The sequence below is a fragment of the Pseudoxanthomonas indica genome (genome assembly GCF_900167565.1).
Taxonomy (GTDB): Bacteria; Pseudomonadota; Gammaproteobacteria; order Xanthomonadales; family Xanthomonadaceae; genus Pseudoxanthomonas_A; species Pseudoxanthomonas_A indica.
Window position 1 is genome coordinate 332345 of record NZ_FUZV01000002.1, and the last position, 24715, is coordinate 357059.

Genomic DNA, 24715 nt, shown 5'->3' on the forward strand with positions numbered 1-24715 from the left:
ATTCCGCTACTTGAGTCAGCACATGGACCTGGCGCGCGAACTCGCCCAAGCCCACGTCGACGCCTTCGGCTCGGTGCTGCGCGACTGGACGGTGGACGCGGCCGAGCAGGAACTGCGCGAACATGACGGTGGCTGCCGCATTCCCACCACGCTGCTGGCAATGGACGGCGACACCTGGCTGGGCAGCGTGAGCCTGCTGCAGAACGATGACGAGCGTATCCGCCAGTATTCGCCGTGGCTGGCCAGCCTGGTCGTGCGCGAGCAAGCGCGTGGCAAGGGCATCGGTCGCGCGCTGGTGGCGCGCTGCCTCGAAGAAGCCGCGGCCTTGCAGGTGCCCACCCTTTATCTCTATTGCGAAGCGCATCTGGTGCCGTACTACGGCGCCCTGGGTTGGCGCGAACAGGACATGGTGATGCTCGGCAAGCTGCCGGTGGCCGTGATGGCGCATGATGGCGCCCCGCGTGCCGAAGCAGCTGCCTGAGCCACCCAGCGAGGACCACGTGACCGACATCGCCTTCACCGCCTTCGACCACCTGTGCATGGCCCAGGCCCTGCGCCTGGCTGAGCGTGGCGCGTATACGACCAAGCCCAATCCGATGGTGGGTTGCGTGCTGGCCAAGGACGCACAGATCGTCGGCGAAGGCTGGCATCAGCGTGCCGGCGAAGCGCATGCCGAAGTGCTGGCGCTGCAGGCGGCCGGCGACAACGCACGCGGCGCCACCGCTTACGTCACCCTGGAGCCCTGCGCACACACCGGCCGCACGGGTCCCTGTGCCGATGCCTTGATCGCTGCGGGCGTGTCACGCGTGGTCGCGGCGATGCGCGATCCGTTTCCGCAAGTGGATGGCGCGGGTTTCGACAAACTGCGCGCGGCGGGTATCGAAGTCCAATCGGGCTTGCTGGAAGCGCAGGCACGCCATCTCAACCGCGGCTTCCTCTCGCGCATCGAGCGCAAACGTCCGTTCGTGCGCATCAAGCTGGCCACCAGCCTGGATGGCCGCACCGCCATGGCCAATGGCGATTCCAAGTGGATCAGCTGCGAAGCCTCGCGCCTGGATGTGCAGCATTGGCGAGCGCGCGCCGGCGCCATCCTGACCGGCGCGGGCACGGTGCTGGCCGACGACCCGTCGCTAACGGTGCGCCTGGGAGACGACACGCCGTTTGTCGCGCCCCTGCGCGTGGTGCTGGACCCGGGTCTGGCGACGATTGCACGCGGCCGTGTGCGCGAAGGCGACGCACCGACGCTGTACATCCACATGGCCGACGCCAAGCCGCCGCGCGAGATCCAGGCGCAGCGCGCCGTGGCGGCCACGCGCGATGGCAAGTTCGATTTGAAGGCCGTGCTCGAACTGCTCGCCGCGCGCGACGTCAATGAAGTGCAGGTGGAGGCGGGTGCGACCCTGGCGGGCGCGTTCATTGCCGCCGGCCTGGCCGACGAAATCCTGCTGTATGTGGCGCCGGTATTGTTGGGGGACCAGGCGCGCCCGCTGTTCGGTGGCTTGGGCATCCAGGACATGGAGCAACGCGCAAACCTGAAGATTGTCGACGCGCGCGTGATTGGCCAGGATCAACGCCTGTTGCTGCAACCCAGACCGGCCGCTTGAGCCGCAGACCGATATGGCCACTTTCAAGGATCACTTTTCCGCCTTGGCGGAAACCTATGCCGCCTCGCGACCCACCTACCCGGACGTGCTGTACGACGTCATCGCCTCGGTGGTGCCGGCGAGCGCGGAGGTGTGGGAACCCGGCTGCGGCAGCGGCCAGGCCACGATTGGCCTGGCGCAACGCTTCCGCCATGTCTACGCCACCGATCCCAGCGCCGCGCAGATCGAGCGCCACTGGGCGCGCCGGCAGCGCGCCGACAACGTGACGGTGGCGGTGGAGCCGGCCGAATCCACCCCGCTGCGTGATGCCAGCATCGACCTGATCGCGGTCGCCCAGGCATTGCACTGGTTTGATCGACCGGCCTTCTTCGCCACCTGCGAACGCGTGCTCAAGCCCGGCGGGGTGCTGGCTGCCTGGACTTACCAGGACATCGTGTTTTCCGACGACATGGCCGACGTGGCCGAAGCCGTGCGCGACGACATCGATCCGTACTGGCCACCGGAGCGCAACGACGTGGACGTGGGCTACACCGGCTACGACTGGCCGTTCGAAGCGCTGCCGGTACCGCAGGACATGTGGATGTACGCCGACTGGACCCTGTCGCAGTTGCTGGGCTACTTCTCCAGCCTCTCGGCCAGCGCCTGTTTCCTGCAGGCCACCGGCCGCGATCCCATCGCCATGCATGGACCGGAACTCGCCGCCGCCTGGGGCAATCCGGATCAGGTCAGGCGCATGCGCTGGCCGCTGGTGCTGCATCTGCGCCGCAAGCCGGCCTGAGCGCAACAGCGCGTCCCGGCCGTCGCCGCGGACCCGGATGCTACAATCCGCACCGCCGGTTCGCCGGCACTCCATGACGTCTTCAGGGCGGGGCGCAATTCCCCACCGGCGGTAGGTGCTTCGGCACGAGCCCGCGAGCGCCTCCGGTTCCGCCGGAGGGTCAGCAGAGCCGGTCCAATGCCGGAGCCGACGGTTACAGTCCGGATGAAAGAAGACGGCAATCGCACGCTCACCGCATCCCGTGGTGGCGGGTGCTTGCCATTGCCTGCGGGCGTTTTTCGCCATTACCTTGGGAAAAACGACATGTTTACCGGAATCATCGAAGGCGTCGGCCGCCTGGCCGCCAGCGAAGCACGCGGCGGCGACGTACGCCTGCGCGTGGACGTGGGCAGCCTGCCTTTCGAGCACGTGCAACTGGGCGAGAGCATCGCCGTCAACGGCGTCTGCCTGACCGTGGTCGCATTCGACGCCCGCCATTTCCAGGCCGACGCCTCCACCGAGACGCTGTCGCTGACCACCCTCGGCCAGCTGGTCGTGGACGCGCCGCTGAACCTGGAACGCGCGATGCGCCCGACCGATCGGCTGGGTGGGCACCTGGTCAGCGGCCATGTCGACGGTCTCGGCCAGGTGCTGTCGATCCATGAAGATGCGCGTGCGCAGCGCTGGCGTTTCGCCGCACCTGCGGCCTTGCTGCGCTACATCGCCAAGAAGGGTTCGATTTGCGTGGATGGCGTCAGCCTGACGGTCAACGAAGTCGACGCCGAAGGATTCGAGGTGGCGCTGATTCCGCATACCGTCTCGCACACCGCCTTCGCCGCCACCGGCGTCGGCGATGCGGTCAATCTGGAAATCGATCTGGTCGCGCGCTACGTCGAGCGCCTGCTGGGCGAGCGCACGGGAGCAGCAGCATGAGTTTCGCCACCGTCCCCGAACTGCTGGAAGAAATCCGCAACGGCCGCATGGTCGTGATTGTCGATGACGAGGATCGCGAGAACGAAGGCGATCTGATCATGGCCGCCGAGCTGGTCAAGCCATCGGACATCAACTTCATGGTGACCCACGCGCGCGGCCTGGTCTGCCTGTCACTGACCCGCGAGCGCTGCCGTCAGTTGGGCCTGCCGCCGATGGTGCAGTCCAACACCTCGCAGCACCACACCAACTTCACCGTCAGCATCGAAGCCGCCGAAGGCGTGACCACCGGCATCTCCGCCTACGATCGTGCGCACACCGTCCGCACTGCGGTGCGGCCGGACGCCAAGCCGCAGGATCTGTCGCAGCCGGGCCACATCTTTCCGCTGACCGCGCAGCCCGGCGGCGTGCTCACCCGCACCGGACACACCGAAGCGGCCTCGGATCTGGCCTTGCTGGCCGGCCTGGAACCGGCCGGCGTGCTGGTGGAAATCCTCAATCCCGACGGCAGCATGGCGCGCCGCCCGGAGCTGGAAGTGTTCGCCCGCGAGCATGGCCTGAAGATGGGCTCGATCGAGGAACTGATCCGCTACCGGCTCAGTACCGAACATACGGTCGAGCGCGTGGACGAGCGCGAGATCGACACCGAGCACGGCCCCTTCCGCCTGCACACCTACCGCGATCGCATCAGCCACGGCCTGCACTACGCGCTGTTGCGTGGCACGCCCGACGCCGCCACCCCGACCCTGGTGCGGGTGCACATGCAGAACCCGCTGGCCGATGCCCTGCACTGGCGGCGCGCCGACTTCGGCCCGGCGGTGGGCGATGTGCTCAGGCGGATTGCCGCCGAAGGCCAGGGCGCACTGGTCCTGCTGGGTGACAACGCCAGCGCCGACAGCCTGCTGGATCGCATCCGCCAGACCCCCGCGGCGCCGTCCAGCCGCGCCGGCGCGCTGGCCGAGTGGCGCAGCAACGGGGCCGGCAGCCAGATCCTGGCCGACCTGGGGCTGGGCAAGCTGCGCGTGCTGGGCACGCCACGCCGCCAGATTGGCCTGGCCGGGTTTGGCCTGGACGTGGTGGAGTACGTGGAGCCCTGAGCTTTGCGCGCCTGTTAAACTCCCCGACCCCCAAGGAAATCCCGTCCCATGGCCCATTACGAAGGCGACCTGCGCGCTCCCGAAGGCGCTCGCTTTGCCATCATCGCCAGCCGCTGGAACGCCCGCATCACCGATGTGCTGGTGGCCGGTGCGCGGCAGAGCCTGGATGGCAATGGCGTGGGCGCCGACGCGATCGACGTGATCCGGGTGCCCGGAGCCTGGGAGATTCCGCTGGTCGCGGCGCGCCTGGCCAAGGCCGGCCAGTACGTGGCGATCATCGCGCTGGGCTGCGTCATCCGTGGTGACACCCGCCATTACGAGCATGTGGCCGATGGCTGCGCGCAGGGACTGATGCGAGTGCAGCTGGATTACGCGCTGCCGGTGCTCAATGGCGTGCTGGCGGTGGAACGTATCGAGGATGCCGAGGCGCGAGCCGGCGGCAGCCATGGCAACAAAGGCGAAGAGGTCGCGCTGGCGGCCGTCGAGATGGCGCAGCTGCTCGAACAGTTGCCCTAACCCTACAGGCGAAAAAATCCGTGAGCCGACAGATCCGAAAAGATGGCGTTGATCCCGTAACCCGCGCGCGTGCGCGCCGGCGTGCGCTGCAGGCGATCTACGCCTGGCAGGTAAGCGGCGGCATGGTCGACCAGGTGATTGCCCAGTTCGCCCACGAGCAGGCGCATGAAATAGCCGATCTGGAGTACTTCGAGGATCTGGTGCGCGGCGTGGTCAAGCATCGTGCTTCGCTGGATGAAGCGCTGACGCCTTACCTGGATCGCACGGTCGAGGAAGTGGACCCGATCGAACGCGCGGTGCTGCGCATTGCCGCCTACGAGCTGCTGCACCGGATCGATGTGCCGTATCGGGTGGTCTTGAACGAAGCCATCGAGACGGCCAAGCGCTTTGGTTCCGAGCATGGCCATACTTACGTCAATGGCGTGCTCGATCATGCCGCCGTGGCCTGGCGCCCGGCCGAAACCGCCAGCAAGCGCTGATACGACCGTACCGGCGCATCGCCCATGATTCCGCCCAGCGGCAGTGGCGAGTTTGATCTGATTGCGCGCATCCGCGCACGCGTGCGCGACCGCGGTGATGTGGTGGTGGGCATTGGCGATGACGCCGCCGTGCTGCAGCCGCCCGCAGGCCAGCAGTTGGCCATCACCACCGACACGCTCAACGTGGGCGTGCATTTTTTTGCCGAAACCCGCGCCCGCGATCTGGGTTGGAAAGCGCTGGCGGTGAACCTGTCGGATCTGGCCGCGATGGGCGCCGAACCGGCCTGGTGCACGTTGTCGCTGTCCTTGCCGGAAAGCGATCCGGCCTGGCTGGATGAGTTCATCGAAGGCTTTCTGGATCTGGCTGGCGAACAGCGGATTGCGCTGGTCGGCGGCGACACCACGCGCGGCCCGTTGTCGATTGCGGTCACTGCCATCGGCTGTGTCGACGCCGGGCGCGCCTTGCGCCGCGCCGGCGCCTGTCTGGAAGACGATGTCTGGGTCAGCGGCACGCTCGGCGATGCCGCGGCCGCACTGGCGCCGTGGCCCACACCGCGCGATGCCCTGCGCCGCCGCCTGGAGCGGCCGCAGCCGCGCGTGGCCCTGGGTCGCCAGTTGGTGGGCCTGGCGCATGCCGCGGCCGACGTATCCGATGGCCTGCTGGCCGACCTCGGCCACATCTGTCGCGCCAGCGGCATGGGCGCGGAGATCTGGCTGCCGAGTTTGCCCGCTTCGGAAACCCTGCTGGCGCTGGAAGCCAACGACCGCGTGGCGTGGCAGGCCAGCGGCGGTGACGATTACGAGTTGTGCTTCACCGCGGCTTCGTCCCAGCGCGATGCCATTGCGCGGCTGGCCAAGGAGCTGGATCTGCCACTGACGCGGATCGGCCGGATCGTGGCCGGCAACGAGGTGGTGGCGCTGGATGCGCTGGGACGACCGTGGCGCGGTGAGCGCAACGGCTACGCACACTTCTGAAGTCGAGTCACGGCCGCTGCATCGGCCCGCATCGGCCTGCAACGGCCGCGTGCATCACCTGGCATGCCGCCTGAGCTTACGGGGGCGGTTCGGCCGCCTCGATCAGCGGTGGCAATTCACTCGCCGCCAGCGTCACCGGTCGCGCCAAGGCATTGAGTGCGGCGTTCTGCTCCAGTGGTTGGTTGGCGTCCATGCGACTGCCTGCCGGCAGCAGTGGAAAATCAAGCAGCATCGGGGCTGCCTCGGCCGTGCGTCCGCTGATCTCGTGATACAGCGACGCGGCCAGCAAGAGCGACCCCTGCAAGGCCGGGTGGGTGCCGTCCTCGCTGATCAGCGGCACATCGCGATGGCTGCTCTGGTAATTGCGCAGGCGTGTCCCCGCGAACAGCGGCGTCGCGCCGGTTTCGCGCGCCAACTGCCTGAGGCCGCGATCCAGGCGGTCCTGCCAGTCCGAATCCGGGCCCCAGGTGCCCAGCAGGATCACCCGCGTGTGGCTTGTCTTGGCGGCTTCGATGAAACGCTTGTGCGCGCGCACGCTGTTGCGGCATTCGCTTTCGTCGCGCTGGCCCAGGCTGTCCAGGCAGGCCAGCAGTCCGCCGCGTTCCTGCAGCACCAGTACATCCCAGTGCTGCGACTGCAGCGCCGTCAGCGCCTGGCCTTGCTTGAGATGGGTCTGCAAGTCCGCACCCGGCATCACGTAACTGGCGGTTTCGATGCGCGGTCCAACGTCCTGCGCGCGTGCCAGGCTGCGCAGCAGGCCGGGCAGGTTGTTGGTGTAGACGAGACTGTTGCCGACCAGCAGTACCTGCAGCGGCGGTTCGTTCGTGGCCGATGCCGCCGACGGCGCGGCTTGTGGCTGGGCGGGTGGCTGCGCCTGTGCAGGCAGCGATGCCGCCAATCCGGACACGATCAGCAGCAGCGCGGCTTTCATGGCGGCAGCACTTTCCCCGGATTGAGGATGCCGTGCGGATCCAGCGCATGCTTGATCGCGCGCATGGTATCGAGCGTGGCCGCGTCGAAGGCGTCCGCCATGAAGTCGCGCTTGGCCACGCCAATGCCGTGCTCGCCGGACAGGGTTCCGCCCAGCGACAAGGTCAAGGCGAACAGGCGCGGAAGCGCGGCGCGTGCACGCGCGCTTTCATCGGCATTGTCGGGATCGAACAGCAGGTTGACATGCAGGTTGCCGTTGCCGGCATGGCCAAAGGCGACGATCGTCAGATCGAACTCGCTGGCCATTGCTTCCACCCCCGCCACCAGCGCGGGAATCCGTGACACCGGCACCACCACGTCTTCGTTGATCTTGCCCTTGGCAATCGTGCGCAGCGCCGGCGACAGCGACTTGCGTGCCGCCCAGAGCTTCTCGCGCGAGTCTTCGTCGGGCGCTTCATCGATCGCGATCACGCCTGCGCCGTCGGCGGCGCGATTGAGCGCTTCCAGCGCGTGCGGCAAAGTCTCGGCCTCGCCATCGACTTCGATCATCAGCAGCGCGCCCGCATCCGGCAAATCGGCGCCGCCCACTTCGCGGGCCAGGCGGATGCAGGCGTGATCCATGAATTCCAGCATCGACGGTGCGACCGGTTGCTGCATGATGCGCGCCACCGCGGCGGCGGCGCTGGCCACGTCGCGATACAAGGCCCGCAGGCTGGCCCGGTGCGGCGGCCGCGGCAGCAGCCGCAGCGTGGCTTCCACGATGATCGCCAGCGTGCCTTCGCTGCCTACCAGCAAGTGGGTCAGGTCGTAGCCGGTGGCGTCCTTGGTAGTGAGGCTGCCGCAATGGATCACATCGCCCTTGCCGGTCACCGCGGTCAGTGCGAGCACGTTGTCGCGGCTGGCGCCGTATTTGACCGCCATCGGCCCACCGGCATTGCAGGCCAGGTTGCCGCCAATCGTGGACACATCGGCGCTGGCGGGATCGGGCGGCCAGAACAGGCCGTGCGCTTGCAGCGCTTGCTGCAGGTCACCGTTGATCACGCCGGCTTCGACCACCGCGTAGCGATCTTCCGGCGCGATCTGCAGGATGCGTGTCATCCGCTCGAAGCCGATCATCACGCCGCCGGCATACGGAATCACCGCCCCCGTGCTGCTGGTGCCGGCGCCGCGCGCGACCACCGGTACGCCGTGTTGCGCACAGGCGCGCACGATCATCTGCACGTCTTCGACCGTGCGTGGCAGCGCCACGGCGGCGGGCAGGGCATGGCGACGCGAATTGTCTTCGCCGTAGCGACGCAGTGCGTCGGCATCGGTCAACCAGCCGTCGCCGAGCAGGTCGGCCAGGCAACGGGCGAGGGACGGGGGCAGGTCATTCATGGCCGCCATTCTAGGCGTGATCCACGCCGACTCGGTCACCCCGGTCATGCGCCTGCGCGTTCGACCCGCGAACGGTCTGCAGGGAAGGTCAGTCGTCGGCGCGGAACGCGTCGCGAATCCAGTTCAGGCGAGGAGCGTCTGGATCGCCGTCCGCTTCGACGATATCGAACCGGCAAGGCGACTCGTTCCATTGGCGATTGCGCAGCAGGAACAGTTCGGCGGCGCGCACGATCCGGCGCTGCTTGCTCCAGTCCACCGACTCCGCGCCGCCGCCAAAACCGGCGTTGCCGCGATAGCGCACTTCCACGAACACCAGCGACTGGCCGTCGTGCATCACCAGATCCAGTTCGCCCAAACGCATCGCCACGTTGCGTGCGATCTGACGCAAGCCGGCATCCAGCAAGTACTGCAATGCCGCCTGTTCTACCGCAGCGCCACGAGCGCGACGATCAACCGCCATCGCGTACCGGTACGGGGCTGCCACCGCTGAAGGTGGACCAGGCCGGTGAACGCAGCACGTTGCCAAAGCCGTCCAGTTGCAGGCGACCGGTGGCGCCATCGATTTCCGGCTTGGCGCCGCTGACCAGTTTTTCCAGGTACGCACTGAGCAGCCAGGCGTCGTAGCCGAAGGCGAACAGGCGCGCGGCCGGACCGCGCGCGGTCGGCAGGCGTTCGCCGGTCATGCTGGCCGGCGGCAAGCCGGCCACGCCGCGCGAGGTCCACACCTCGGTCGGAAACACGATGCCATCCAGGGCCACGTCGTCCACGACCTTGCCGGTGCCCGACAACAACTGCGAAGTGGCCACGCGGGTCTTGCCGCCGAGGCCGGCCAGCGCCAGCTGCGGCGTCAGCAAACGCGCGGTGCTGCCCTTGACCGCCAGGAACACCGCATCCACGCCACCCGCGGCGGCGGTGGCCAGCGCGGCCGACAAGTCACCCGGCGCGTCGCCCACGCTGAGCACGCTGGCGACCTTGCCGCCGCGTTCGCTGAAGCGAGCGTTGAAGGCCTGCGCGGCGCGACGGCCATTGTCGTCGCTGCCGCTGATCACCAGCACATTGCGATGCTCGCGATTGAGCAGGTACTCGGCGGCGATCAGCCCATCGTCTTCCGGCGCCAATGAAAAACCGGCATTGCCTGCCGGCGGGGCCACATTGCCGCGGTTGAGCACCAGCACCGGCACGCTCAGCTGCGCCTGCTGGAAAATCGCGGTGACTTCATCGCGGCCCAGCGGACCGACCACGAAGTCGGCGCCGGCAGTGACGGCACGCTGGTAAGCGCCGATCGCACCGCCTGCGGTCCCGGCCGTGTCGAAGAATTCAACCTCGGGACGGCGGCGTGTTTCGCCGTAATAACCCGTCATCAAGCCATCGCGTACCGGCGCGGCGGCGGTGGCCAGTTCGCCGGACAGCGGCAGCAGCACCGCCAACTTCACGGGCGGGCGATAGCCATCGCGATCGGCGGGCGGACGGGCGTCGAACTTCCACGCGCTCGCATCGAACGGATGCGGCAGCGGCAAGCCACGGCGCAGCAGCGCGCGCCCGACGAAGTTGTACAGCGGGTCGCTGGCCGGCAGGCCTGCGGCATCGCGTGACAGCGTGGTGTTGTCCAGACCCGACAGCAGGCGCTCGATCTCGCGCGCGTTGTCGATGCGGGCCTGGCCGGTGAGGGTGGCATCCTGGCTGGCCAGCGTGGATGCCTGCGCGATGGCGGCGGATGCTTGCGCCTTGGGCGTGGTGGGGCCGCTGACCTGACTGGTGGCGCAGGCCGACAGCAGCGCAGCGAGCAACAACGGGGCAAGAATCCGGGCGTGGCGCTTATCCGCAGGCATGGGCATCGTCTGGACCAGGGAACGGGCTACGATTCTAACCTTGCCGAAGGAAGCCCACCGCATGTCCGCAGGAACCCTGTTCATCGTCGCCACACCGATCGGCAACCTGGCCGACATGAGCCCGCGCGCGCTCGACACGCTGCGGCAGGCGGCGGCGATCTGCGCCGAAGACACCCGCCGGACGGGACAGTTGCTGTCGCACTTCGGCATCGCCACCTCACTGGTGGCCCTGCATGAGCACAATGAAGACGCGTTGGCGCAGCGGCTGGTCGAGCGCTTGCTGGCGGGCGATTCGCTGGCGCTGGTCAGCGACGCCGGCACGCCGCTGGTGAGCGATCCCGGCTTTCGCGTGGTGCGCGCCGCGCGCGCGGCCGGCATCAAGGTCAGTCCGGTGCCGGGCGCCTGCGCGGCCATCGCGGCGTTGAGCGTGGCGGGCTTGCCGAGTGATCGCTTCGTCTTTGAAGGCTTCCTGCCGGCCAAGGCCAGCGCCCGCCGTGAGCAGTTGGCCAGGCTGGCCGGTGAGACCCGCACGCTGGTGTTCTACGAATCCTCGCATCGCATCGAAGAGTCCCTGGCCGACATGGCCGCGACCCTGGGCGCGGATCGCCCGGCGGTGATGGCGCGCGAATTGACCAAGCTGTTTGAAACCGTGCTCGATGGCGATCTTGCCGGCCTGCAAGCGCGCGTGGCGAGCGATGACAACCAGCGCAAGGGCGAATTCGTGGTGATGGTGCAGGGCGCGGGTGACGATGCGGCGGCGCAGCTGACCGAGGGCAAGCGCGTGTATGCGCTGCTGGGCCAGCATCTGCCACCGTCCACCGCTGCCAAGCTGGCCGCGGAAATCACCGGCGCGCCGCGCAAATCGCTGTACGGCTCCTAGGCGCGCGCTTTTCGCCACGCCTGCTCAAGCGGGCGACGTGCGACAATGCGCGCGGCGGAGTCGGCCAGACAGTCGCGTCATGCGCAAGCATGCCGAGGAAAGTCCGGGCTCCACAGGGCACGGTGCCAGGTAACGCCTGGGCGGCGCGAGCCGACGGAAAGTGCAACAGAAAGATACCGCCGATGGCCGTCTTCGGATGGCACAGGCAAGGGTGAAATGGTGCGGTAAGAGCGCACCGCGAGTCTGGCAACAGACCGGCACGGCAAACCCCACCGGGAGCAAGACCAAATAGGGAGGCAATGCCGCGGCCCGCGGTGTCTCCGGGTAGGTTGCTTGAGCGTCGCGGTGACGCGGCGCCTAGAGGAATGACTGTCCACGACAGAACCCGGCTTATCGGCCGGCTCCGCCGCTTTATCGCGCTGGCGCGATAAAGCCCCACGATTTTGCTGCGCAAAACCGTGGGCCCCGGCGCATCGCTTCCACACCCCCGGCTCGCGCTGTCGCGCTCGTCGCCCCCTGACTCAGGGGGCGATTGCTGGGCTTTGCCCAGCAACTCCTCGTTTCGTTACTGCGCGCTCGTGCCTGCGGCACTCGTTGGGATCGTTGGGATCGTTGGGGGATGAGATTGCGCGCTCGTGCCTGCGGCACTCGTTGGGATCGTTGGGATCGTTGGGGGGATGAGATTGCGCGCTCGTGCCTGCGGCACTCGTTGGGATCGTTGGGGGCGCGGGATTTCGCGCTCGTGCCTGCGGCGCTCGTTGGGATCCGGTGGCGGGGTTTGCCCCTTCCCCCGCTTGCGGGGGAAGGTTGGGATGGGGGCGCGACGCTCGCGCGTTGCCTCCGAAGAGCTGCTGACTCAATCGTGATTGGCCAGCGTGGTTTCTCCTTGCAGCTTGCCTTCCTGGTCGAATCGTCGTTCGCTGATCCAGCCACGCCCTTCGTAATCGAGCGCTATCACCGTGCTGGCCCTGGTGCCGTAGATCGGATTGCGGATGAAGGCGGCTGAGAGCAGGCGCTCGCGGTCCAGGCCTATACCGGTGTCGGGCAGGTTCTGGTCTTCGGCCAGGTGCTCGTCGGCCAGGGCCTGCCAGAGGCTGTCCGGTTCCGATTCCTGGCGGGTCACCCAGTCGGACAACACTTGCCGCAGGCGCACGGTCTTGGGCCAGGGTTCGTCCAGGTCGCCATTGGACAGGCCATAGACGCCTGGCTGCAGGCGGACTTGGCGGGCGAGCGGATAGTTGCTCAGGAAGATGGCGTCCTGGCCGTCGGCCAGGATCAGGTTGAAGGGGGCATAGGCGGGGGCATTGGCCTGCACGTCTTGGCCGTAGCTCGCCGCCGTTTCGCCGCCGCCGAGGAAATCCGCCGCCAGCGCGCCGCGGGAGGGGGCCTGGGGCAGGACGATGCGCGGGTCGCGGACATTGGTGACCACGGCCATCCGGCCGTCGTGGTCCAGACCGGCCCAGGTGCCGCCGGAGCGCAGGTCGCGACCGGCCAGAACGCCGGGGTGATCAGTCCAGCGGGCCAGGGGGGACGTCGGGCGTGCGTGGGCTTCGTCGCGGTTGCCGGCCATCAGCAGACGCCAGCGGGGATGCACATTCCAGGCAAGGGCGAGCAGGCACATGGCGCCATTCTGGCGCGGCGATGCGCGATAGGACCACCTGTCGCCCGCCAACAGGCAGACGACGTTGACGCCAGTCTCACGTCGGTGAACTTCGCCGAAATCTCAAAAATTGAGACTAAACAGCAACTTGTGGATAAGGCTTGAACAAGTCTCTGAAGTTCGCTGCAAGCCATTGATACATCAAGCGATTCTTTCCTTCCGCGCCTGTTGACAACCCTGTGGCCGGTGCTAATGTGGGCACCCGAGGGAAAACCAGGTTTTACGTGGTTTTTCGTGGTTCAATGACCGCCTTCGTGCGGCACGTCATGGGTAAAGGGAAGGGCAGGGGTCGTGTTTCAAGGTGAGACCGCCATCACAGTTGATGACAAGGGCCGGCTTGCGGTGCCCACCGCATACCGTGACCTGGTCGCGCGCGAGTGCGGCAATCGCCTGGTGATCACCTACAACCCTTTCGAAGCCGGCAGCCTGTACCTGTACCCCGAGCAGATCTGGCAACGGGTCCGCGACGAGGTCAGCAAGCTGCCCAGCACCCAACGCGCCCATCGCAATCTGCAGTTGAAGCTGATTGGCGCCGCCTCGCCGGTGGAACTGGACGGCAACGGCCGCATCAGCATCCCGGCCAGTCATCGCAGCGCCGTGGGCATCGAGAAAAAGGCCGTGCTGCTGGGCATGGGCGACAAGTTCGAACTTTGGAGCGAGCAGGCTCACCACGCGCAGATCCGCCAGACCATCGGCGACGAGGATCTCAGCGCGCACATGCTCGAGTTGCGCTTGTGAGGACGGGTGACGGCACGCGGCAGTCTGCGCAGGCCGGTCACCTTCCAGCGCTGCATTTGCCGGTGTTGTACGCGCAGGTCATGGAAGGGCTGCAGGTGAAGCGGGACGGGACATATCTGGACGGCACGTTCGGGCGTGGAGGCCACGCGCGCGGCGTGCTTGAACGACTGGGGCCGGGAGGTCGGCTGCTGCTGATGGACAAGGATCCCGAAGCGATCGCACATGCCGAAGCCCACTTCGGCGGCGACGCGCGCGTGCAGATCCGCCGCGGCAGTTTTGCCGGCATGGCGCAGTGGGATGCGGTGGCCGACGGCCTGGACGGCGTGCTGCTGGATCTGGGCGTGTCCTCGCCGCAACTGGATGTGGCCGAACGCGGCTTCAGCTTCGGCAAGGACGGCCCGCTCGACATGCGCATGGATTTCGAATCCGGCCAGAGTGCGGCTGATTGGATTGCCAGCGCCGACGAAAAAGACATCGCCGACGTGCTGTGGACCTATGGCGAGGAACGCATGAGCCGGCGCATCGCCCGCGCCATCGTGCAGCGCCGCGAGAGCGAGCCGTTCACCCGCACCGCCGATCTGGCCGCGGTGATCGCCACGGCCGTGCCGCGCGGCAAGCAGGAGATTCACCCGGCCACGCGCAGCTTCCAGGCGATCCGCATCCATATCAATCGCGAACTGAGCGATTTGGAGACCGGCCTGGATGCCGCACTGGCCAGCCTCAAGCCCGGTGGCCGGCTGGCGGTGATCAGCTTCCACTCGCTGGAAGATCGCATCGTCAAGCGCTTCATCACCGCCCACGCCAAGGCGCCGCCAACCAACCGCCGGTTGCCGGTGGCGATCGAGTTCGTGCCCACGGTCAATGCCATCGGTGGCGCGCAGAAGGGCACGGCCGAGGAAATCTCCGCCAATCCGCGTGCGCGCAGCGCCGTGCTGCGGGTGGCCGAGAAGCGGGAGGCGCAAGCATGACCCGCATCCTCCTGACCATCCTGCTGGTGGCCAATGTCGCTTCGGCCATCGGCGTGATCTACGCGCGCCATCGCCATCGCCAGCTGTTCGTCGAGCTCAACCGGCTGATCAACGCGCGCGATGAACTGAACATCGAATTCGGCCGCCTGCAACTGGAACAGGCCACCGTGGCCGAGAGCAACCGCGTGGATCAGATCGCACGCACGCGCCTGGGCATGAAGTTCCCGGAAGCCAATGACGTTGTCGTGGTGCGCCCGTGAACGGCCCCTCGCGCACCTCGCCGCCGATCAAGAACCGCAACCGCGCGCGCTTCAATCTGCGCGGCCGGCTGGCGCTGGTGATTGGCGCGCTCGGCCTCTGCTCGGTCAGCCTGGTCGGCCGAGCCGCCTACGTGCAGCTGGTCAACAACGATTTCTACCAGCGCCAGGGTGATTCGCGCTTCCTGCGCGAGATTCCCATCCCGACCTCGCGCGGCATGATCACCGACCGCAACGGCGAGCCGGTGGCGGTGTCCTCGCCGGTGGAATCGGTGTGGGCCAACCCGCGCGAACTGATGAAGTTTCCGGATCGCCTGCCCGAACTGGCGCAGGCGCTGGGCGTGCCGGTCGAGCATTTGAACAATCGCCTGTCGCAGCGTGCCGACAAGGAATTCGTCTACCTCAAGCGCCGCATCAATCCGGACGAAGCGCACCGCATCCTGTCGCACAAGATTCCGGGCGTGTTCTCGCAGCGCGAATTCCGTCGCTTCTACCCGCAGGGTGAGGCGATGGCGCACGTATTGGGTTTCACCAACATCGATGATCGCGGCCAGGAAGGCCTGGAGCTGGCCTTCGACGAATGGCTGCGCGGCAAGCCCGGCGCCAAGAAGGTGATCCGCGACAACCGCGGCCGCATCGTCGAGAACGTGGATCTGGTGCGTTCGGCCGAGCCGGGCAAGGACCTGACCCTGAGCATCGATCGGCGCATCCAGTTCCTGGCTTACCGCGAACTGCGCAACGCACTGATCGAACACCAGGCCAGCAGCGGCTCGATGGTGATCCTGGATGTGGCCACCGGTGAAGTGCTGGCGATGGTCAGCCTGCCCACCTACAACCCCAACGCCGTCGGCCAGGCCGGTGCGGAAACGCGCCGCAACCGCGCCGTCACCGACGTGGTCGAGCCGGGTTCGACGATGAAGCCGATCACCGTGTCCGGTGCGCTCAAGGCCGGCGTGGTCACGCCCAATACGCTGATCAACACTTCCCCCGGCTACATGTCGCTGGGCAAGTACACGATCAAGGACGTGCCGCGTAACAACGGCGTGCTGACGGTCACCGGCATCATCACCAAGAGCTCCAACATCGGCTCGGTCAAGCTGTCGGAAAAACTCTCCAGCGAATATTTCTACAACCATGTGCGCAGCTTTGGTTACGGCAGCGCGCCGGGCAGCGGTTTCCCGGGTGAAGCGGTCGGCATCCTGGCGCCGCCCTCGCGCTGGAACGGTTTGCAGAAAGCCACGATGTCCTATGGCTACGGCCTGTCGGTGACGCCGCTGCAGATTGCGCGCGCCTACGCCACGCTCGGCAACGGTGGCCGTCTGGTCACGCCCACCTTCGTCAAAGGCGAGCACCACGACACCCAACAGGTGCTGGATCCGGCGATCGCGCAGGAAGTGGTCAACATGATGGAAACCGTGGTCACGCAGGGCGGCGCCAAGCGCGCCGGCGTGCTCGGTTACCGCGTGGCCGGCAAGACCGGTACCGCGCGCCTGGCGTCGGGCGGCGGTTACGCGCGCGGCCGCTACGCCTCGCTGTTCGCCGGCCTGGTGCCGGCCAGCAATCCGCGTTTTGCCGCGGTCATCGTCATCAGCGATTCGCAGGAAGGCGGCTACTTCGGTGGCCTGGTGGCTGCGCCGGTGTTCCACAACGTCATGGACGGCGCGCTGCGCCTGATGGACGTGCCGCCGGATGACATCGAAACCTGGCTCGCCGCGCAGGCCAAGAGTGAAGGCAAGGCGGGCAAATCGAGCACGGCCAACGCCGTCGCCACGCCGGCCGCGCTCACCGATTTCACCGACGATGCCGCCGACGTGACCGATACCGCCACGTTCGATGCGCCGGCCCCCGTCACTGCCACCGCACCCGTGCAGGGCGGTGTGCGATGAGGCGGATGATGGCCCTGGCCGAACTGCTGCCCGACGTGGACGTGCCGCGGGATCTGGTCGTGCGCGGCCTGGTGCAGGACAGTCGCGACATCGGTCCCGGCGATGCCTTCGTGGCCATCGCCGGCTTTGGCGCGCACGGCTTGAACTTCGTCGAGCAGGCCAGGCAGAAGGGCGCCAGTGCGATCCTGTTCGAGCCGCCGGTGCCGGCCGGATTGAGTGCGCCGCGCGACGCCATCGCCGTGCCCGGTTTGCGTGCACGCATGGGCGCGCTGGCGGATCGTTTCCACGCCTATCCCTCGCGTGACATGCGCATGGTCGGCGTGACCGGCACCAACGGTAAAACCTCCACCGTGCAGTTGCTGGCGCAGGCCTGGCATATCCGTGGCACCCGCTGCGGCAGCATCGGCACGCTCGGCGCGGGCATGTACGGCGAAGTGGTGCCGACCGGCTTCACCACCCCGCTGGTGCTGCAGATGCATGCGTTGCTGGCGCAGCTGCGCGATTCGGGCGCCAAGGCGGTGGCGATGGAAGTCAGCTCGCACGCGCTGGATCAGGGCCGCGTGGATGCCGTGCATTTCGATGTCGGCGTGTTCACCAACCTCACCCGCGATCACCTGGACTACCACGGCGACATGGCCAGCTACGGCGCGGCCAAGGCGCGCCTGTTCGCCTGGCCGGAGCTGAAGGCGGCGGTAATCAACCTGGATGACGACTACGGCCGCATCCTGCATGCGCAACTGCCCAAGGCGGTGCGCCCGGTCGGCGTCAGTTCGCGCGGCCAGGCCGATGCGGCGCTGCTCGCCACCGGATTGACCATGGACGCCAGCGGCATCGGCTTCCAGCTGGAAGCCGATGGCGAGTCGCATCCGGTCGCCTCGCGCCTGCTGGGTCGTTTCAATGTCGACAATCTGCTGGCGGTCGCAGGCGTGCTGTACGCGCTCGGCGAACCCGTGCTGGAAATCGCCCGCACGCTGTCGCGCCTGCAGCCGATCCATGGCCGCATGAACCGCCTCGGCGGCACCGTCGATGAGCGGCAGCGTCGCCTGCCGCTGGTGGTGATTGACTACGCGCATACCCCGGACGCGTTGGAACAGGCCTTGGCCAGCCTGCGCGACCACACCGCCGGCCGCCTGATCTGCGTGTTCGGCTGCGGCGGCGATCGCGACGCCGGCAAGCGTCCGCAAATGGCGGAGGCAGCCGAACGGCTGGCCGATCGCGTGATCGTCACCGATGACAACCCGCGTACCGAAGACGGCGACCGCATCGTCGCCGACATCATGGCCGGCTTCGTCAACCCCTCGGCGGTGACTGTGCTGCGCGATCGCCGCGCGGCCATCGAGCGCGCCATTGGCGAAGCCGGTGAGAACGACATCGTGCTCATCGCCGGCAAAGGCCATGAGCCCTACCAGGAAATCAACGGCATCAAACATCCTTTTGACGACACCGGCGTCGCCCGGCAAGCGATGGAGGTGCGCGCATGAAACGCCTGCCGCTTTCCCTGCTCGCCCATTGGTCCGGCGGCGAACTGCAGGGCGATGACGCGATCATCGCCGGCATCACCCAGGACACCCGCGCGCTGCAACCGGGCAGCCTGTACGTGGCGCTGCGTGGCGAGCGCTTCAACGGTCATGACTTCGCCTACGACGCCGCCATGCGCGGCGCCAGCGCACTGCTGGTCGAGCATGCGGTCAACGTGGACCTGCCGCAGATCATCGTCGGCGACAGCCAGCTAGCGCTGGCGCGCATCGCCACCGGCATCCACCAGGATCAGGGTGGCAAGGTGGTGGCCATCACCGGCAGCAACGGCAAGACCTCGGTGAAGTCGCTGATCGTGTCGATCCTGCAGCGCGCCGGCGTGACCTATTTCAATCCGGGCAACCGCAACAACGAGATCGGCCTGCCGCTGGCGGTCATCGATGCGCCGGACGACGCCGACTTCTCGGTGTACGAAATGGGCGCCGGCCAGCCCGGTGATATCGCCTACCTCACCGACATCGTGCCGCCCGACGTGGCGCTGGTGAACAACGTCGCGGCCGCGCACCTGGAACGCATGGGTTCACTGCTGGGCGTGGCCGAAACCAAAGGCGCGATCTACGACGCGCTGCCGGCGGCGGGCACGGCGGTGATCAATGCCGACGATGCGTTTGCCGAGTACTTCGCCGAGAAAGTCGCCGATCGCCGCATCCTGCGCTACGGCCTGGAATCCAGCGCCGATATCACCGCGCAGGGGATCCAGCTCGGTGCGGACGGCAGTCGCTTCACCCTGGTCACGCCGCAGGGCGAGATCGCGGTGGAGCTGCACCTGCCCGGTCGCCACAACGTGCTCAACGCGCTAGCCGCGGCTTCGCTGGCGCTGGCCTGCGACGTGTCGTTGCGCATGATCGCCGAAGGCCTGGCCGCGGCGCAGCCGGTGGCCGGCCGCCAGATCGCGCACACCCTGGGCAGTGGCGCCGTGCTGATCGATGACAGCTACAACGCCAATCCAGGCTCGCTGGCAGCCGCCATCGATACGCTGGCGGCAGGCGCGGGCGAGGCCTGGCTGGTGCTGGGCGACATGCGCGAACTGGGCGCCGACGCCATCGCCCTGCATGCCGATGCCGGTCGCCGCGCGCGCGATGCGGGCATCAAGCGCCTCTACACCCTGGGACCGCTGAGCCAGGCCGCCACCACGGCGTTCGGCGAAGGCGCCCGCCATTTCGATACCCACAAGATCCTGGCTGATGCATTGCGCGTCGATCTCCACGCCGGTGTGCGCTGCCTGATCAAGGGCTCGCGCGGCAGCGCCATGGACAAGATCGTCACCGCCCTGCTGTCCGAAGGGGAGGGCAAACCGCATGTTGCTTGAACTCGCTCGCTGGTTGCAGAGCCTGGAAAATTTCTTCGGCCTGTTCGGCTACCTGACTTTCCGCGGCATCCTGGCGGCGCTGACATCGTTGGCGCTTTCGCTGTGGTGGGGACCGGCGGTGATCCGTCGCCTGGCCCAGTTCAAGGGTGGCCAGCCGATCCGCCAGGACGGCCCGCAGACGCATTTCTCCAAGGCCGGCACGCCGACCATGGGCGGCGGCCTGATCCTGATGACCGTGCTGGCCGCGGTGTTGCTGTGGGGTGACCTGCGCAACAAGTATGTGTGGGTGGTATTGCTGGTGATGTTGGCCTTTGGCGCCATCGGCTGGTACGACGACTGGATCAAGATCGTCCGCCGCGATCCGAACGGCCTGAAGTCGCGCTGGAAGTATCTGGCCCAATCCGTGTTCGGGCTGATCGCCGGCCTGTACCTGTATCTGTACGCCGACGTGCCGGCGGCGACCACCTTCTATGTGCCGTTCTTCAAATCGATCGCCTTGCCGCTGGCCGGCATCAGCTTCGTGGCGATCGCCTACTTCTGGATTGTCGGCTTCTCCAACGCGGTCAACCTGACCGACGGCCTGGATGGCCTGGCGATCATGCCGACCGTGCTGGTCGCCTGTGCACTGGGCATCTTCGCCTACGCCTCCGGCAACGCGGTGTTCTCCAACTATCTGCAGATTCCGCAGGTGCCGGGAGCGGGCGAGCTGGTGATCATCTGCGCGGCCATCGCCGGCGCAGGCCTGGGCTTCCTGTGGTTCAACACCTATCCGGCCATGGTGTTCATGGGCGACATCGGCGCGCTGGCGCTGGGCGCGGTGCTGGGCGCCATTGCCGTGATCGTCCGCCAGGAACTGGTGCTGGTGATCATGGGCGGCATCTTCGTCATCGAAACGCTGTCGGTGATGATCCAGGTGGCTTCGTTCAAGCTCACCGGCAAGCGCGTGTTCCGGATGGCGCCGATCCATCACCACTTCGAGCTCAAGGGCTGGCCGGAGCCGCGCGTGATCGTGCGCTTCTGGATCATTTCGGTGGTGCTGGTGCTGATTGGCCTGGCCACGTTGAAGGTGCGCTGATGAACGATCGCGCCCGCCAAGCCACGCGCCTGGAAGCCATCGGAGGTCGCTACGACCCGTGGCTGCTGGGCGCTGCGCTGGCGCTGGCGTCGCTGGGCGTGGTGATGGTGGCGTCGAGCTCGATCTCGCAGACTGCCAGCCCGTTCTACTACCTGATCCGCCACGTGCTGTTCCTGGGCGTGGGCATCGGCCTGGCCGTGTGGGCCATGCGCACCGAGCTCAAGACCATCGAGCACTACAACCAGTTGCTGCTGCTGGGTTGCGTGGGCCTGCTGGTGTTGGTGTTCGTGCCCGGCCTGGGCCAGAGCGTGAAAGGCGCGCACCGCTGGATCAACCTGGGCGTGTCCAACTTCCAGGTGGTGGAAGCGGTCAAGGTGTTCTTCATCGTCTGGCTGGCTAGTTACCTGGTGCGTTTCCGCGACGAGGTCAACGCCACCTGGACCGCGATGCTCAAGCCGCTGGGCGTGGTGGTGGTGCTGGTCGGGCTGTTGCTGATGCAGCCGGACTTTGGTTCCTCGTCGCTGTTGCTGTCGATCACCGCCGGCATGCTGGTGCTGGGCGGGGTCAACATGCCGCGCATGTTCGGCCCGGTGCTGGTCGGCCTGCCGGTGCTGGCGGTCATCGCCATCGCCGAGCCGTATCGCATGCGCCGCCTGACCTCCTTCGCCGATCCGTGGGCGGATCCGTTCGGCAGCGGGTACCAGCTGACCAATGCGCTGATGGCCATCGGCCGCGGTGAGTGGACCGGCATCGGCCTGGGCGGTTCGGTGCTCAAGCTCAACTACCTGCCTGAAGTGCACACCGACTTCATCTTCTCGGTCATCGGCGAGGAACTCGGCTTTGCCGGCATCTGCCTGGTGATCGCGCTGTATGCGCTGCTGGTCGGCCGTGCGTTCTGGGTGGGCCTGCGCTGCGTGGAAATGGGCCGGCATTTTGCCGGCTACTGCGCGTTCGGCATCGCCCTGTGGATTGGCCTGCAGAGCTTCGTCTCGATGGGCGTCAACCTGGGACTGCTGCCGACCAAGGGGCTGACCCTGCCGCTGATTTCTTCCGGCGGGTCCAGCGTGCTGATGACGTGCGTGGCCATGGGCCTGTTACTGCGCGTGTCGTACGAACTGGATCGCGCAGCACGCCAGGTGGCCTTGCGTGGCGAAGCGCTCGGTGATGTCCCCGCCAGTGCCGACCCGGCTGCGGCTCCGTCGCGCGATGCCGCGCCGGTCAGTGCAACGGCTGCCGCGGCGGCCGCGCAGGTAACGGCGCCGGCCGTGCGCGGCACCAGTCGACTGCGCCAGCGCATCGAACCGATCTTCGAGAGGATGGCATGAGCAGCGCCACGCCCTCGATCGCCTCCTCCGCACCGGTGATGGTGCTGGCCGGTGGTACTGGTGGCCATATCTTCCCGGCGCTGGCCGTGGCCAAGGTGCTGCGCTCGCGCGGCGTGCCGGTCACCTGGCTGGGCGCCGACGGCGCCATGGAAACCCGGCTCGTACCGCCGCATGGCATTCATCTGGACACGCTGGCCATCGCCGGCCTGCGTGGCAAGGGCAAGGCCACCTTGCTGGCGGCGCCGCTGCGGGTGGCGCGCGCGGTGATGTCGGCCATGGGCGTGCTGCGTGCGCGCAAGCCGCGCGCGGTGATCAGCTTTGGCGGCTTTGCCGCCGGTCCCGGTGGCATGGCCGCGCGCCTGCTCGGCAAGCCGTTGCTGGTGCACGAACAGAACCGCGCGCCGGGCTTTACCAATCGCGTGCTGGTGCGCTTCGCGCGCCGCGTGCTGACCGGTTTCCCGGGCAGCTTCGCCCAGCGCGAGGAATACGTAGGCAATCCGGTGCGCGAAGAAATCGCCGCCATCGCACCGCCGAGGCAACGCATGGCCGAGCGTGTCGGTCCCCTGCGTTTGCTGGTGCTGGGTGGCAGCCAGGGTGCGCGTGCGCTGAACCAGGCGGTGCCCAAGGCGCTGGCGATGCTGGGCGCGGAGTTCCGCGTCGACGTGCGTCACCAGTGTGGCGAAAAAATGCGCGAACAAGCCGCGCAGTGCTACGCCCAGGCCGGCGTGGAAGCCAGCGTGGAAGCCTTCATCACCGACATGGCCGGCGCCTATGCCTGGGCTGATCTGGTGGTGTGCCGCGCCGGTGCATCCACGCTCGCCGAACTGTGCGCGGCGGGCGTGGGCAGCATCCTGGTGCCGTTCCCGCAAGCCGTGGACGACCACCAGACCCGCAATGCCGAATTTCTGGTCGAACGCCACGCCGCCATCCTGTTCAAGCAGGACGACTACCTGGCAGAACGCCTGCACGGCGCACTGAGCGATCTGGCCAGCCACGCCGACAAGCGCGTGGCGATGGCCGAGTCCGCGCGTGCGCTGGCCAAGACCGATGCAGCCGATCGCATCGCCGACATCATCCTGGAAGAGAGCAAATGAGCAGCAAGCAGTACCGCAACAAGGGAGCACGCGCATGATGGCCGCCGCACGCGAACGTCGCCTGCAGCACACCGGCAACCTGGCGGGCGAGTTCCGCCGCGTCCATTTCGTCGGCATCGGTGGCTCGGGCATGAGCGGTATCGCCGAGGTGCTGTGCACGCTGGGCTATGAAGTCTCCGGTTCGGACAACGCCGACAACGCCTCCACGCGCCGGCTGGCGTCGCTGGGTGCACGCGTCATGCGCGGCCACAATGCCTCCAACGTGCTGGGCACCGATTGCGTGGTGGTCTCCAGCGCCATCAAGAACGACAACCCCGAACTGATGGAAGCGCGCTCGCAGCGCATTCCGATCGTGCCGCGCGCGGCGATGCTGGCCGAGCTGATGCGCTTCCGTCGCGGCATTGCCGTGGCCGGCACCCATGGCAAGACCACCACCACCAGCCTGACCGCCGCGATCCTGAGCGAGGGTGGCCTGGATCCGACCTTCGTCATCGGTGGCCAGCTGCTCGCGGCCGGCGCCAACGCCAAGCTCGGCGATGGCCAGTGGCTGGTGGCCGAGGCGGATGAAAGCGATGGCAGCTTCCTGCGCCTGAATCCGCTGATCGCGATCATCACCAACATCGACGCCGATCATCTGGAGAACTACGGCAACGATTTCGAGCGGGTCAAGGAAGCCTTCGCCGAGTTCCTGCAGCGCCTGCCGTTCTACGGCCTGGCGGTGCTGTGCATCGATGATCCGGAAGTAGCCGCGCTGGCCGCGGAAACCCCGCGCCACGTGATGACCTACGGCTTTGCCGCCAACGCCGACGTGCGTGCGGAAAACGTCAGCCAGGACGCCGGCCGCATGCGCTTCAGCCTGCGCCTGCCGGAAGACGTGAGCATCGACGTGACCTTGGCGCTGCCGGGCCGGCACAACGTGCAGAACGCGCTCGCTGCCGCCGCCGTGGCCTGGCAGTTGGGCGTGTCGCCGCAGAACATCGGCGCCGCGCTGGAGAAGTTCGCCGGCATCGGGCGACGTTTCAACGATCTGGGCACGGTCACCACCGCGCAGGGCGCACGCGTGCAACTGGTCGACGACTACGGTCACCACCCCAGGGAACTGGCGGCCGTGTTCGCCGCCGCGCGTGGCGGTTGGCCGGACAAGCGCCTGGTGGTCGCCTTCCAGCCGCATCGCTACAGCCGCACGCGGGATCAGTTCGACGCCTTTGCGGCGGTGCTCTCCGAAGCCGACGCGCTGGTCTTGAGCGAGGTGTATCCGGCCGGCGAAGCGCCGATTGCCGGCGCCGACGCAAAGTCGCTGGCGCGCGCGATCCGTGCGCGTGGCCGCAATGAACCGGTGGTGGTGAGCCAGGTCGGTGATCTGGTGGACGTGCTGCCCGACGTGCTGCGCGACGGCGATCTGCTGTTGCTGATGGGCGCCGGCGATATCGGTCATGTGTCGCAGCAGTTGGCGGCGCATGGCTTTGTCAAACCGAATGATGCCAAGGCCTGAG

Annotated in this window: 23 protein-coding genes, 1 other RNA gene, 1 pseudogene and 1 riboswitch; of the genes and pseudogenes, 20 read left to right on the forward strand and 5 right to left on the reverse strand. The window is 67.4% G+C overall.

Annotation, left to right across the window (positions count from 1 at the left end; translation table 11 throughout):
* Positions 1–22: 22 nt before the first annotated feature.
* The 8 genes from B5X78_RS12165 to thiL all read left to right on the forward strand — a co-directional run bounded on the left by B5X78_RS12165 (position 23) and on the right by thiL (position 6358).
* The gene (locus B5X78_RS12165) at positions 23–481 is read left to right on the forward strand and encodes a GNAT family N-acetyltransferase (protein ID WP_079724803.1); all 459 of its coding nucleotides are present in this window, start codon (positions 23–25) and stop codon (positions 479–481) included.
* Positions 482–539: 58 nt separating this feature from the next.
* The gene (gene ribD, locus B5X78_RS12170; RefSeq protein WP_425478744.1) at positions 540–1604 is read left to right on the forward strand and encodes a bifunctional diaminohydroxyphosphoribosylaminopyrimidine deaminase/5-amino-6-(5-phosphoribosylamino)uracil reductase RibD; all 1065 of its coding nucleotides are present in this window, start codon (positions 540–542) and stop codon (positions 1602–1604) included.
* Between the two features lie 13 nt (positions 1605–1617).
* On the forward strand, positions 1618–2382 hold the full coding sequence (locus tag B5X78_RS12175) for a class I SAM-dependent methyltransferase (RefSeq protein WP_079724804.1): 765 nt from the start codon (positions 1618–1620) through the stop codon (positions 2380–2382).
* Positions 2383–2456: 74 nt separating this feature from the next.
* Positions 2457–2602, forward strand: a riboswitch (FMN riboswitch).
* Between the two features lie 83 nt (positions 2603–2685).
* Positions 2686–3294: a riboflavin synthase gene (locus B5X78_RS12180; protein ID WP_079724805.1), complete on the forward strand. Its 609-nt coding sequence runs from the start codon at positions 2686–2688 to the stop codon at positions 3292–3294.
* Positions 3291–4388, forward strand: coding sequence for a 3,4-dihydroxy-2-butanone-4-phosphate synthase (gene ribB, locus B5X78_RS12185; RefSeq protein ID WP_079724806.1), 1098 nt, complete (start codon positions 3291–3293; stop codon positions 4386–4388). Before B5X78_RS12180 ends, ribB begins: the two co-directional genes overlap by 4 nt.
* A 48-nt stretch (positions 4389–4436) precedes the next feature.
* Positions 4437–4904 (forward strand): 6,7-dimethyl-8-ribityllumazine synthase, encoded by a 468-nt coding sequence (gene ribH, locus B5X78_RS12190; protein ID WP_079724807.1) that lies wholly within the window; start codon positions 4437–4439, stop codon positions 4902–4904.
* Between the two features lie 20 nt (positions 4905–4924).
* Positions 4925–5383: a transcription antitermination factor NusB gene (gene nusB / locus B5X78_RS12195; protein ID WP_079724808.1), complete on the forward strand. Its 459-nt coding sequence runs from the start codon at positions 4925–4927 to the stop codon at positions 5381–5383.
* Between the two features lie 24 nt (positions 5384–5407).
* Positions 5408–6358 (forward strand): thiamine-phosphate kinase, encoded by a 951-nt coding sequence (gene thiL / locus B5X78_RS12200; RefSeq protein ID WP_079724809.1) that lies wholly within the window; start codon positions 5408–5410, stop codon positions 6356–6358.
* Positions 6359–6434: 76 nt separating this feature from the next.
* On the opposite strand, the gene B5X78_RS12205 is transcribed toward thiL, so the two are convergent.
* The 4 genes and pseudogenes from B5X78_RS12205 to B5X78_RS12220 all read right to left on the reverse strand — a co-directional run.
* Complete coding sequence (locus tag B5X78_RS12205; protein WP_079724810.1) at positions 6435–7289, reverse strand: SGNH/GDSL hydrolase family protein; 855 nt, start codon at positions 7287–7289, stop codon at positions 6435–6437.
* On the reverse strand, positions 7286–8665 hold the full coding sequence (locus B5X78_RS12210) for an FAD-binding oxidoreductase (RefSeq protein ID WP_079726162.1): 1380 nt from the start codon (positions 8663–8665) through the stop codon (positions 7286–7288). The genes B5X78_RS12205 and B5X78_RS12210 overlap by 4 nt, the downstream gene beginning before the upstream one ends.
* Before the next feature lie 88 nt (positions 8666–8753).
* On the reverse strand, positions 8754–9125 hold the full coding sequence (locus B5X78_RS12215) for a YraN family protein (protein WP_079724811.1): 372 nt from the start codon (positions 9123–9125) through the stop codon (positions 8754–8756).
* Positions 9115–10350, reverse strand: a pseudogene (locus B5X78_RS12220) (penicillin-binding protein activator); the annotation flags it as partial. The gene B5X78_RS12215 and the pseudogene B5X78_RS12220, both read right to left, overlap by 11 nt.
* A gap of 205 nt (positions 10351–10555) precedes the next feature.
* Here B5X78_RS12220 and rsmI point away from each other — a divergent pair.
* Both rsmI and rnpB read left to right on the forward strand, forming a co-directional pair.
* Complete coding sequence (rsmI, locus tag B5X78_RS12225; protein ID WP_079724813.1) at positions 10556–11374, forward strand: 16S rRNA (cytidine(1402)-2'-O)-methyltransferase; 819 nt, start codon at positions 10556–10558, stop codon at positions 11372–11374.
* 56 nt (positions 11375–11430) lie between these two features.
* Positions 11431–11783: RNase P RNA component class A (gene rnpB / locus B5X78_RS12230), an RNA gene on the forward strand.
* A gap of 447 nt (positions 11784–12230) precedes the next feature.
* Here rnpB and B5X78_RS12235 read toward each other — a convergent pair.
* The gene (locus B5X78_RS12235; RefSeq protein ID WP_079724814.1) at positions 12231–12995 is read right to left on the reverse strand and encodes an NRDE family protein; all 765 of its coding nucleotides are present in this window, start codon (positions 12993–12995) and stop codon (positions 12231–12233) included.
* Between the two features lie 330 nt (positions 12996–13325).
* On the opposite strand from B5X78_RS12235, the gene mraZ reads away from it, so the two are divergent.
* From mraZ to murC, 10 genes are read left to right on the forward strand one after another with little or no spacing between them, the layout of a single operon-like run.
* Positions 13326–13772: a division/cell wall cluster transcriptional repressor MraZ gene (gene mraZ, locus B5X78_RS12240; RefSeq protein ID WP_079724815.1), complete on the forward strand. Its 447-nt coding sequence runs from the start codon at positions 13326–13328 to the stop codon at positions 13770–13772.
* A complete protein-coding gene (rsmH, locus tag B5X78_RS12245) occupies positions 13769–14740 on the forward strand; it encodes a 16S rRNA (cytosine(1402)-N(4))-methyltransferase RsmH (RefSeq protein WP_229730719.1) in 972 nt (323 codons plus the stop codon). Before mraZ ends, rsmH begins: the two co-directional genes overlap by 4 nt.
* On the forward strand, positions 14737–15000 hold the full coding sequence (ftsL, locus tag B5X78_RS12250) for a cell division protein FtsL (protein WP_079724816.1): 264 nt from the start codon (positions 14737–14739) through the stop codon (positions 14998–15000). Before rsmH ends, ftsL begins: the two co-directional genes overlap by 4 nt.
* Positions 15001–15026: 26 nt before the next feature.
* Complete coding sequence (locus B5X78_RS12255) at positions 15027–16883, forward strand: peptidoglycan D,D-transpeptidase FtsI family protein (RefSeq protein WP_079726164.1); 1857 nt, start codon at positions 15027–15029, stop codon at positions 16881–16883.
* On the forward strand, positions 16880–18364 hold the full coding sequence (locus B5X78_RS12260) for a UDP-N-acetylmuramoyl-L-alanyl-D-glutamate--2,6-diaminopimelate ligase (RefSeq protein WP_079724817.1): 1485 nt from the start codon (positions 16880–16882) through the stop codon (positions 18362–18364). The genes B5X78_RS12255 and B5X78_RS12260 overlap by 4 nt, the downstream gene beginning before the upstream one ends.
* Entirely contained in the window at positions 18361–19728 is a 1368-nt protein-coding gene (locus B5X78_RS12265; protein WP_079724818.1) for a UDP-N-acetylmuramoyl-tripeptide--D-alanyl-D-alanine ligase, read from the forward strand. The genes B5X78_RS12260 and B5X78_RS12265 overlap by 4 nt, the downstream gene beginning before the upstream one ends.
* Positions 19718–20803 (forward strand): phospho-N-acetylmuramoyl-pentapeptide-transferase, encoded by a 1086-nt coding sequence (mraY, locus tag B5X78_RS12270; RefSeq protein WP_079724819.1) that lies wholly within the window; start codon positions 19718–19720, stop codon positions 20801–20803. The genes B5X78_RS12265 and mraY overlap by 11 nt, the downstream gene beginning before the upstream one ends.
* Positions 20803–22128 carry a putative lipid II flippase FtsW gene (ftsW, locus tag B5X78_RS12275; protein ID WP_079724820.1) on the forward strand — a complete coding sequence of 442 codons (1326 nt, stop codon included), beginning with the start codon at positions 20803–20805 and terminating at the stop codon, positions 22126–22128. The genes mraY and ftsW overlap by 1 nt, the downstream gene beginning before the upstream one ends.
* The gene (murG, locus tag B5X78_RS12280) at positions 22125–23222 is read left to right on the forward strand and encodes an undecaprenyldiphospho-muramoylpentapeptide beta-N-acetylglucosaminyltransferase (RefSeq protein ID WP_079724821.1); all 1098 of its coding nucleotides are present in this window, start codon (positions 22125–22127) and stop codon (positions 23220–23222) included. Before ftsW ends, murG begins: the two co-directional genes overlap by 4 nt.
* A gap of 34 nt (positions 23223–23256) precedes the next feature.
* Positions 23257–24714, forward strand: coding sequence for a UDP-N-acetylmuramate--L-alanine ligase (murC, locus tag B5X78_RS12285; protein WP_079724822.1), 1458 nt, complete (start codon positions 23257–23259; stop codon positions 24712–24714).
* Position 24715 lies beyond the last annotated feature (1 nt).